Origin of the sequence: Rickettsia asembonensis (assembly GCF_000828125.2) — a bacterium.
GTDB classification, from domain to species: domain Bacteria; phylum Pseudomonadota; class Alphaproteobacteria; order Rickettsiales; family Rickettsiaceae; genus Rickettsia; species Rickettsia asembonensis.
The window spans coordinates 1-9,818 of record NZ_JWSW01000041.1 but is presented as its reverse complement, the minus strand read 5'-3'; the positions used below and the strand labels follow the sequence as shown (position 1 = coordinate 9,818).

Sequence of the window (9,818 nt, the reverse complement as noted above, 5' to 3'; positions counted from 1 at the left end):
TCAACACTCCCCTTTATCAGGTATACATCAATGCTTAAGACACAATTTAGCCATTTCCACACGATTATTAAGTGCAAAAATATAAGTCAAAGCTGTTGTTTCCCTGCTACCTATATGATTAAATTTAGCATTAACCTCTGCACCTCTTTCTAATAAAAACTTTGCAGTCTCAATATTATTCCATTCAACGGCTGAATAAAAAGGGGTTTGACTGTTTTCAGTAGCTCTTTGATCTACGGTAAAAATATTATTATCAAGTAAGTAATTTATAATATCTAAAGATCCTTTTGTTGCAGCAACGTTAAGTATATTAGAGACTTCATCATAATTTTTTATTACAAAAAAATATGGATTCCCTCCATTTTCAATAAAATACTTTATTACAGGCAACAAATCATACTCAGCAGCCGATACCACTATTCTTTCTACTTTTTTATCACAGTAATCTCTAAATTCTAGTAATTCTTTTTCAGATAAATAGTATTTTTCCGGATATAATTTTAAAAATGACTCTTTTAATCCTGCTTCAGATAAACTGTGCTTTTCTTTATATAGTTCTAAAAATGACTTTTTTAATTCTTCTTCAGCTAAATTATATTTTTCTTTATACGATTTTAAAAATAAATCCATTAATCCTTTTTCAAATAAATTACCTCTTCCTTTATAAGATTTCAAAAATAAATCTATTTCTTCTTCTTGCGTTAATTCTTCTAGCATATTTTAACCTAATTTAATTTTAAGTATTTTTAAATAAATTATGGTAAAAATCAACTTAAATTTTCAATGAATTATAAATATTTATCCAGCACGTCCGACATGATTTTACGAGCGACAGGTGCAGCATCCGTGCTTCCGTCGCCTCCATGGTCAACAAAAACAGGAATTGAATATTGGGGGTTATAGTAAGGAGTAGTTTGAATTATCTAAAGTTAGTAGCTATTAATATATATTAGCCCTATGACCGATTTTTATAACAGTTATTATTGATTTTTCAATAGATACACTATAAATATAATTTCCAAACCTGTATCTATATAAATGTTTGTACTCTCCTTTTAAAGGTTTACCGAGTATTATAGGATTTTGAGCAAGGTATAATTCTACTTTATCAAGTATTTTTAAAGGGTAAGGCAATTCAGCTAATTCTGTACGTGCCTTATTTTCCCATATGACTTTAGGCTCTGTGAAGGAAAATTAAATTAATCTATTTTTGCTATTTTTTGCTGCAAATTATCAGATTTTTTAAAATATGAGTAACTATTCCTACAAAAATCTTATTAATTTTCGCTAAAAAATATCTAAAAATATAAATAATTTAATTTTTCTTCACAGAACCTAAACATTTTTCTTTTTTAACCATTCCCTAACTTCATCACTAGTATAAGTTTTAAAATCAGGGGCATTAATTCTTTGTAAAGCAATTTTAGTATCTTCCATATCTTCTTGCATTTCCTGTAGATAATACTCAATTGCTTTACGTACTATATATCCTTTTGATCTGTCTAAGTTTTTTGCTGACCATGCTAAACTATTATTTAGTTCATCAGGAATACTTAAATTAAGTCTTGCCATCTTTTGACCTATACCTATATTTAAATTAATAACACATGATAACACACTATGACACAAACTACAAACTTATAAATGTACATCTAATAAATGAAGAGTAGGTATACGAAACTCAATTTGGAAAAGAGGAATCAGTTTTGAAGCTTTTAACCGCAGCGTACATACAATTTTCAAATTCAGCGAGTATACTTATCCAACACGTCTGACATGATTTTACGAGCTATGGGGGCGGCGGCTTTACTACCGCCTCCTCCATGGTCAACAAAAACGGTAACGGAGTAACGAGGATCGTGATAAGGAGCGAAGCCTAAGAACAAGGCATGATTACGCCTCTCCCAGGCAATAGAGTCACGGCTTAAATCGTCTTTAGCATTTAGTTTGCCTTGTACTTGGGAAGTACCGGTTTTACCGGCAAGCTGCCTATTTTCACCTAAAATTCTATTATAATACGCCGTACCTCCCGCAACATTAACGGTATTATACAAACTTTCTTGTATAATTTTGATATTTTCAGGCTTAATATTGACATTATAAAATTCCGGATCATTTTTTAATATTCTAGGCGTATATAGTTTACCGTTACTTGCAATAGCCGTAATAAATCTTGCAAGCTGCATCGGCGTTACTCCTAAAAATCCTTGCCCGATTGCTAAATTAAAACTATCACCTATTGACCAAGGAAGCTTTAATTTTTTCTTTTTCCACTCTTTTGACGGTACAAATCCACTACTTTCAGGAGCTAAATCAATACCGGTCTTTGAGCCGAGACCAAATTCTCTTGCGACTTCAAGAATTTTATCCGGACCTACTATTCTGGCTAACTCATACATATAAATATTGCAAGAATACTTTAAAGCAGACATCATATCTACCGTCCCGTGTCCGCTATGATTCCAACATCTAAAGCTATTAGCACCAAGAGCAGAACTACCGTCACAAAAAACGATTTTATTAGGATTAATACCTGCTTCAAGAGCTGCAAGTACGGTAATTATTTTAAAAACCGAACCTGGTGGATACGAGCTTTGTATTACCTTATTAATTAAAGGCTTATAAGGATTGCTCATTAAACTTTGCCAATAATTTTCCAATAATTTACTGAAATTATTTGATTCAAAACCCGGTGTGGAAGCACAAATTAGTATGTTTCCGGTTCTAGTATCCATAACTATTGCCGAAGAACCTTTAGGATTTAAATATTGCTGGATATTTTGCTGAAGAGAAGCATCGATATTTAAATACATGTCTTCACCTGATTTAGTAGGGATTCCTGCTATTTCTCTTACCTGCTTACCATAAGCATTTACTTCAACTTTTTTATAACCGAATTCTCCTCGTAATTTATTATCGTAATATTTTTCGATACCGGATTTACCAATATTAAAATCGCTTAAGCTATGTATATTTAACTCTTGCTTCTCGTGTTCATTTATTTGACCTAGATAACCGATTAAATGAGAAGTAGTGCTTGAAAAAGGATAAAACCTTAAATATCCTATATCGATAAATATTGAAGCTAGTTTATGCTTTTGTTCCTCAATCATTGATACTTGCTGCCAATCAAGCTGATCAAGTATTATTAAAGGAGTGTGGCGACTAGATTTTTTAATTTTTTGCTTAATATAATTATATTTTTCCGGAGATAAATTTAGAATATTACTAATTATTTCTAATTCATCCCGATAATTATTATTAACGCTCCTATCTATTATTAGCTGATAACATGGTTTATTAGTAGCTAAAATATTGCCGTCTAAATCGTAAATTCTTCCTCTAGTCGGCGGAAGTACAACGAAATTAATACGATTCTTATCCGATAAAATCTTATATTCTTCACTTTTAATAAGCTGTAAATAAAACATTCTTATTCCAAGCAGTGATAAAAATCCGAGTTTACCTAATCCGATTACAAAGGCCCTTCGTGAAATTAACTCACCATGTAGTATTTTTTTATTTAGCATACTTTTTAAAGTAATTCATAGGAGAGTCAATTATAAGACGAACTATATTATAAGAAAATATAGTTGTTAAAAATTGAAAGAAAATTATTAAATATCCGTCTGCTTCTAGTTTCTTGATTGTTATTAGTAAATATTTAAAATTCAATATAAATAAGCAATAAACACAGAAAACAACAAAATTTATCAAATAGTTTTTAGCTATAAAAAATTTTGAAGAGATTTTATATATTATATATGCCGACAAAAAAACTAACGAATTTGTACCGATAGGCATACCGCTTACTTGATCTATAAATAAACCGAGAAAAAATATGCTAAAAATATTTAAGGAATATAAAGACATAAAATAATAAATAAATATAATTTCCATCGCTGGAAAAATTCTGCTTTGAATATTTATTTTATAACTCACTAACGGAAATAATATTATAAAAAAACATAGCAAAGCAAACAGCAATTTTAATATTATTTGTAAACTATTTTTATATATTTCCTGTTTTATCTTTAACATGAATAATTTTTTGTTATGTGTTTTGCAACTGTCATCCAGCTAACTTGATAGACGTTGTTGCACGAATCGAGAAGAATGTTCGATGTCATTCCCGTGAAAACGGTAATCCAGCATAAAGCGAGATAAATCGAGCTTTTAAAAATCTTTAAAGTAATGGATTCCCGCCTACGTGGGAATGACATCGAGTGGTTTTGTCTATCCATACAACAACGCCGGTCAAGCGAACTAGATGACACCTGTATACAAAATATAAATTAATTTTCCATTTTGTACAGTTTTAAAAAATGAATATGGACTCTATAATAACTCACAACAACTAGGATTACATCTTTTATCATCACCGCTAAGCTCTAATTCTTGTTGTTCATCAGAAATTGTAGTGGAGAAAAATTGCTGTTTTGATATAGTATTATTTCTTGTTATCGTAGGATCAAAAGACTTAAGCCGTGTGATAGGTATATTAGGTTTATCTGTTATATTTTTATTTTTTGACATAAAAACCTCCTAGCTTATATACTCGTCATTGCGAGGGAAATTAGGCTTTGTTGTACAGACCGTTTTATGTCATTCCCGCGAAAGCGGGAATGACATCAGTATCCATGCAACAATGCCTCCTCGCAATTACAAAATCTATAGTTATTAAGTAATATTTTTAATTTTTAACTTTCTTCTTCACTTTGTTCTATCGGCTCTAAACCATATAAAGATATCATACGCTCAAAAACTCTACCGGCAGTAGGGGCAGCCGTCCAGCTTGCCGTTGCAAAGCCAAAGCTTTCTTTAGTCGGTTTCGGCTCATCAAATCTAATAAAAATAACGTATTGCGGGTTAGATGCAGGTAGCACTCCTAAAAACGATGAAGCTCTACTATTTTTTAGATATTTCTTTTTTCCCCCTGCACCTTGTGAAAGCTTTTCTGCCGTACCAGTCTTACCGCCGATAAGATAGCCTTTGACCTCTGCTCTTTTACCGTTACCTTCTTTTACTACCGATCTAAATAATTTCTTCATTTGGGTAGAAGTATTTTCACTAAAAACTTTTGTACCTATTACTTTTTCATCCTTTCTTTTTAATAAAGTAAGGTCATGTAAAGTACCGCCATTAACGACCGGTAACATTGCTCTAACAAAATGCAAAGGGCTAATCGAAATGCCGTAGCCATACGACATAGTAACACTAGTTAACTCATTCCATCTTTTCTCGGAAGGAAATAACGGAGTACCTCGTTCAGGTAATTCTATTTGTAACTGATCTAATAGCCCTAATTTCTTTAGGTATTTTTTAAAATTGCTTTTACCAATTTCAAGCATAATTTGACTTGTGCCGATATTTGAAGAATATAGAAAAATCTCAGGTACACTATGCCACCCTTGCCTTGGTGTATAATCCTTAAGCTGGAATCCTCCTACTTTCATATAGCTTATATCATAAGCATCATTCATATTTATTGCACCGGTATCAAAACCGACTGCCATAGTTAATGCCTTAAACACCGAACCCATTTCATAAATGCCGAGACTTGCTATATTAAACAGCTCTTCCGGTTTGGCTAAACTCGGATGATGAGGATCGAAATCAGGCTTATTTACTAATGCTAAAATCTCACCATTATTTGGATCAGCAATAATGCCTACTGCTCCTATGGCCTTAAATTGCTTTAAAGTTTTATCAATCTCTTCACTTAAAATACTTTGTAATCTGATATCAATAGATAATTGAAGTGGTTCTTTCCGATTCTTTGGTTCGTTTAATTCATAATCGGAATTAGTTAAATATTTATCGTAAGCGAGTTCTAAACCACTAAGCCCTACCGAATCTCTACCTACATAACCGATAACATGCGACAATAAATTAGAAAATGTATAAATTCGTTTCTGCTCTTCTTCAAATTCAAAACCAAGTAAACCAAGGCTAGTTATTTTTTCCTGCTGACTAGGTAATAAATCCCTTTTTACCCATATAAAGCTTTTATTTGACTTAAGTTCCGCAAGTAATTTAGCTTTATTAATATCAGGTAGAATTTCTGCTAGTTTTTTTACGGAAGTTTCAGGATCGAGAACTATTTGTGGATTAGCGAATAATGAGGCAGAAGGTAGGTTAACTGCTAATAAATTACCGTTTCGGTCAACTATTTCTTTTCTAAATTGATGATTTTTTTTAAAGGAATTAATATTTTTATCGTAAACATTCGTAGCAACGATTATCAATCTGTAAGATAAAGTGCAAAAAAGAAAAGAAAAACCACAAATAACCATTAACAATCGGATTTTTGTATTTTTACTACAAACATTCCAAATTATCAAACTTTTAATTGCTGGTTTCCATTTTTCCAAAATTTGTTTCATATATTATTTATAATGACGTTTATAAAAGCCATGCAACAATCCTACTAAGATACGAAGATCAACTTCAAAAAGAGCAAGGAGTCCATAAGACGAGGAGCGGAGCGTATAATAATAATAATACGTGAGCACCGGAGTACTTATAGGACGACGTAGCCAATTTTTGAAGTTCATCGAGTATCCTTCACTCTACTCGAAACAGTTTGTATATACTTATTATTCGTAATTCTTTTGTAACGCCATTTACTACTCTTTGAAATACTAATATTATGATTAAATTTAATATTTTGATCGATATTTGGCCCTAACGGATCTTTTATCATTTGATAAGATTTAACTGTTTCTAATTTTAAATAAGCTGCCGCAAGTTTTTCCAATCTAGCCGGAAAAAGTAGATAAGCTTGCTCTGCTTTTAAAATATGAATATTATTATTCTCACTATTTATCTGTTTTACAACGCTACTTAATTGATAATCAAGAGTTGAGACTCGCTCTTTTATACTAAACAAACTACATATTGCTATAATTGTTATCAATAATGTTAAATAGTGAAACTTTCTTATAGTCATAACTAAATTACTCTTGTATTTCCTATAATACTTAGACAATTTTTTAAAAGCATTCGATATCATTCCCGCCTGGATCAATTTCACTTCTGTCATCCCATGGCTTGACCACGGGATCTAAAAATAATAAATTAGATACCGCGATCAAGTCGTGGTATGACAAAGAACTGGATTCCCGCCTTCGCGGGAAGGCATTGTTGCATGGATACCCAAATCGTCATTGCGAGGAGCGAAGCGACGTGGCAATCCAGAAAAATAATAAAAAAATTCTGTAAATCAGAATTTTTTCTTCCTTGCTTCGTCAAAACTTACAGTTTTTCCTCGCAATGACGATTTGGGTATCCACGCAACAATGCTGAGCTAGGAATGACATAAATCAAGCCATGCAACAATGACATAGGCTATAGTATCTTTTTTGCGGCTCGAAGTTTTGCCGACCTTGCTCTAATATTTATCCTTACTTCTTTATCTGACGGTGCTAGAGCTTTATTAGTAATAATCTTAAGCCATTTATCTGGATCAATTGCTATATAGTCTTTAGCATATTTTGACCTTGCTACCGGCTTTTCTGAATTTTCTTTAAAGAAATTCTTAACTATCCTGTCTTCTAAAGAGTGAAAAGACACCACAACTAAACGTCCGTCTTTCTTTAATATATTCTGCACATTTTCTAAAAATCTTTCTAACTCTCTAAGTTCATCGTTTATATAAATCCTAATAGCTTGAAAGGTTTTAGTAGCAGGATCAATTTTGCCTTTTCTAAATCCTATACTACTTCTAACAATCTCAGCTAGCTTACCGGTACTATCAATTCTCGCCGTTTTTCTATATTCTACAATTCTCTTAGCAATTCTTCGTGAAAAGCTCTCATCACCGTATTTATAAATTACATCGGCAAGCTCTTTTTCTTCTGCCGTATTTACAAACTCCTCGGCACTAAGACCCTGCCCACTCATACGCATATCAAGCGATCCATCATGTAAAAACGAAAATCCTCTATCTGCTATATCTAACTGCATTGATGAAACGCCTAAATCCAGCACTACCCCATCAAATTTTTTTTCCTTAAGCTTGGCAAAACTATCCGCAAAATTCGTTTCTATAAAATCAAATCTCTCACCGTAATTTTGCTTAATTTCTTCGGCTCTTTTAATCACATTCGGATCACGATCCAAAGCTGTGATACAACAGTCACAGCTTTCTAATATTGCTTTGCTATATCCTCCTGCTCCGAACGTACAATCTAAATAAAACTCACCATCTTTTGGAGCTAAATTTGCCAGCATTTCATTTAGCATTACCGGTATATGAGATTGCGGCATCAATTCGCATTCCTTAGAGTTAACCGCTTTTCATGAGCGATTTTTTGAGCGGAATTTAAATATTTCTCAAAATTCTGAGGCTGCCAAATCTCAAAAATCACTCCCTTGCCTACAAAACATGCCTGCTCTTCGATGCCTGCATGCTTCATTAAAGATTGCGGTAATATAACTCTTCCCTCTCCATCAAACGAAAGCTGCACGGCTTCCCCGAATATCATAGTCTCAAAGGCATCACGCTCCTCGGAATAAGGATCAAGAGTTTCAATCATCTGTCTTAATTTCTCAATATGCGAAATACCGCACGCCTCTATACAATTATTCCTAATTGACGGATAAGCAATTACACCGTTAAATAATTCTTTCCCTAATACCGCACGGTAATTCGCCGGCACTGACACCCTACTCTTTTTATCAATGCTATTTACATACTTAGATAAAAATACATTCATTGGTATAATTTGGGTTAATTTGGGATTTTATGGTAATTTATAGGATATTATAGGAATATAACGTAGTCAAGCGTTTTTAACAGATAGGAGTTAAATTATTAACTTGTGTTTTAAAAAGTGAGTAACATATAATTGAAAAAAATTTAAGAGAATTAAAATACTAGTTATTAAAACTTATAGTTATTTATCTATACTAATACGAAAAATTATTAAAAAACGTAAAGCCGGTTATTGGGAAGGTAAAGTTGTTGTAAAAGAGGATTTTGATGATCTACCCGATGATTTTATGGATTTTTTTAAGTAATTGAGGCTAATGAATTTCAAAAATTACCGATTTCTATAGCACATAGCACTTATATTGCAAATTTACCTTTATATCATAAAGATCCATTTGATAGACTATTGATAGCCCAAGCAATAGTAGAAGGTTTAACCATATTAACTTGCGATACTTACATATCTAAATATTCCGTACATACAATTAAAGCTTAATATATAAAAAATATTAATTTATTAATTTTTATTAATGATTACTATTTTGAACATAAATAAAGGTTAATCATGCCACAATTTGAATGTATCGCTACTCCGCTCAGGTCACTCGGAAGTTATCAACCTAACTTCCCTTTAGCTTATTTGTTTAATATTGGCAACAAGCTATTTACTTCTGTACCCTATCATGCATTTATGAAAGATAATATTACTAATACCCTTATAGATTTTGAAGAATGTGAAGACAACGCAAATTATAGAATTTATAACTGGGCAAGAATTTTAATGAGAAAATGTCCGGAAGAAGCTAAACATACTATTAACTCTATAATAAAAGATGGCCACAAAATAAGCTTTATATTTAATGATAGTTTTGAAATATTCTCAAATAATACGATTTCTATTTTCGGCGAGCTATACGATGTTATCGGAAATATAATAAAAGATTCAAATATATCGGCTTTTATAGGTTTTAATACTACTGAAGATTGTATTATTAATGCTAACTTTGAAGCTAATTTAAGAAACTTTACTTCATATGCTTTAGGACCAACAATACATACCGCCGGATTTATGATGTTCGATAATGGAAGTGTTGAGAGATAA

The 9,818-nt window shown here is 32.0% G+C and carries 15 protein-coding genes; 3 read left to right on the top strand and 12 right to left on the bottom strand.

Going from position 1 to position 9,818, the window contains the following annotated elements; genetic code table 11:
* Window positions 1–27 precede the first annotated feature (27 nt).
* The 10 genes from SB78_RS07285 to SB78_RS08215 all read right to left on the bottom strand — a co-directional run bounded on the left by SB78_RS07285 (window position 28) and on the right by SB78_RS08215 (window position 7,112).
* Window positions 28–717 (bottom strand): ankyrin repeat domain-containing protein, encoded by a 690-nt coding sequence (locus tag SB78_RS07285; RefSeq protein ID WP_066027628.1) that lies wholly within the window; start codon window positions 715–717, stop codon window positions 28–30.
* A 222-nt stretch (window positions 718–939) separates the two neighbouring features.
* A complete protein-coding gene (locus SB78_RS04960; protein WP_066027626.1) occupies window positions 940–1,170 on the bottom strand; it encodes a type II toxin-antitoxin system RelE family toxin in 231 nt (76 codons plus the stop codon).
* Window positions 1,171–1,335: 165 nt separating this feature from the next.
* Window positions 1,336–1,572, bottom strand: coding sequence for a hypothetical protein (locus SB78_RS04955; protein WP_041079021.1), 237 nt, complete (start codon window positions 1,570–1,572; stop codon window positions 1,336–1,338).
* 173 nt (window positions 1,573–1,745) lie between these two features.
* Window positions 1,746–3,530, bottom strand: coding sequence for a penicillin-binding protein 2 (gene mrdA / locus SB78_RS04950; protein WP_041079019.1), 1,785 nt, complete (start codon window positions 3,528–3,530; stop codon window positions 1,746–1,748).
* Entirely contained in the window at window positions 3,520–4,041 is a 522-nt protein-coding gene (locus SB78_RS04945; protein ID WP_041079017.1) for a hypothetical protein, read from the bottom strand. Before SB78_RS04945 ends, mrdA begins: the two co-directional genes overlap by 11 nt.
* Window positions 4,035–4,223 (bottom strand): hypothetical protein, encoded by a 189-nt coding sequence (locus SB78_RS09365; RefSeq protein ID WP_146625035.1) that lies wholly within the window; start codon window positions 4,221–4,223, stop codon window positions 4,035–4,037. Before SB78_RS09365 ends, SB78_RS04945 begins: the two co-directional genes overlap by 7 nt.
* Window positions 4,224–4,338: 115 nt before the next feature.
* Window positions 4,339–4,536 carry a hypothetical protein gene (locus SB78_RS04940; RefSeq protein WP_041079015.1) on the bottom strand — a complete coding sequence of 66 codons (198 nt, stop codon included), beginning with the start codon at window positions 4,534–4,536 and terminating at the stop codon, window positions 4,339–4,341.
* A gap of 164 nt (window positions 4,537–4,700) precedes the next feature.
* Entirely contained in the window at window positions 4,701–6,386 is a 1,686-nt protein-coding gene (locus tag SB78_RS04935; RefSeq protein ID WP_041079013.1) for a peptidoglycan D,D-transpeptidase FtsI family protein, read from the bottom strand.
* Window positions 6,387–6,553: 167 nt separating this feature from the next.
* Window positions 6,554–6,952, bottom strand: a complete 399-nt coding sequence (gene ftsL, locus SB78_RS04930; RefSeq protein ID WP_041079023.1) for a cell division protein FtsL — start codon at window positions 6,950–6,952, stop codon at window positions 6,554–6,556.
* A 43-nt stretch (window positions 6,953–6,995) separates the two neighbouring features.
* Window positions 6,996–7,112, bottom strand: a complete 117-nt coding sequence (locus SB78_RS08215) for a palindromic element RPE4 domain-containing protein (protein ID WP_081420963.1) — start codon at window positions 7,110–7,112, stop codon at window positions 6,996–6,998.
* A 38-nt stretch (window positions 7,113–7,150) separates the two neighbouring features.
* Between SB78_RS08215 and SB78_RS11535 the strand changes: the two genes are divergently transcribed.
* Window positions 7,151–7,279, top strand: coding sequence for a hypothetical protein (locus tag SB78_RS11535; RefSeq protein WP_277813966.1), 129 nt, complete (start codon window positions 7,151–7,153; stop codon window positions 7,277–7,279).
* 71 nt (window positions 7,280–7,350) lie between these two features.
* Here the strand turns inward: SB78_RS11535 and rsmH are convergent, their stop codons facing one another.
* Window positions 7,351–8,271 (bottom strand): 16S rRNA (cytosine(1402)-N(4))-methyltransferase RsmH, encoded by a 921-nt coding sequence (rsmH, locus tag SB78_RS04925; protein WP_041079012.1) that lies wholly within the window; start codon window positions 8,269–8,271, stop codon window positions 7,351–7,353.
* Window positions 8,271–8,720: a division/cell wall cluster transcriptional repressor MraZ gene (gene mraZ / locus SB78_RS04920; RefSeq protein WP_041079010.1), complete on the bottom strand. Its 450-nt coding sequence runs from the start codon at window positions 8,718–8,720 to the stop codon at window positions 8,271–8,273. Before mraZ ends, rsmH begins: the two co-directional genes overlap by 1 nt.
* A 303-nt stretch (window positions 8,721–9,023) precedes the next feature.
* On the opposite strand from mraZ, the gene SB78_RS11980 reads away from it, so the two are divergent.
* Complete coding sequence (locus tag SB78_RS11980) at window positions 9,024–9,212, top strand: type II toxin-antitoxin system VapC family toxin (protein ID WP_146625036.1); 189 nt, start codon at window positions 9,024–9,026, stop codon at window positions 9,210–9,212.
* 69 nt (window positions 9,213–9,281) lie between these two features.
* Window positions 9,282–9,818, top strand: a complete 537-nt coding sequence (locus SB78_RS04915) for a hypothetical protein (RefSeq protein ID WP_041079009.1) — start codon at window positions 9,282–9,284, stop codon at window positions 9,816–9,818.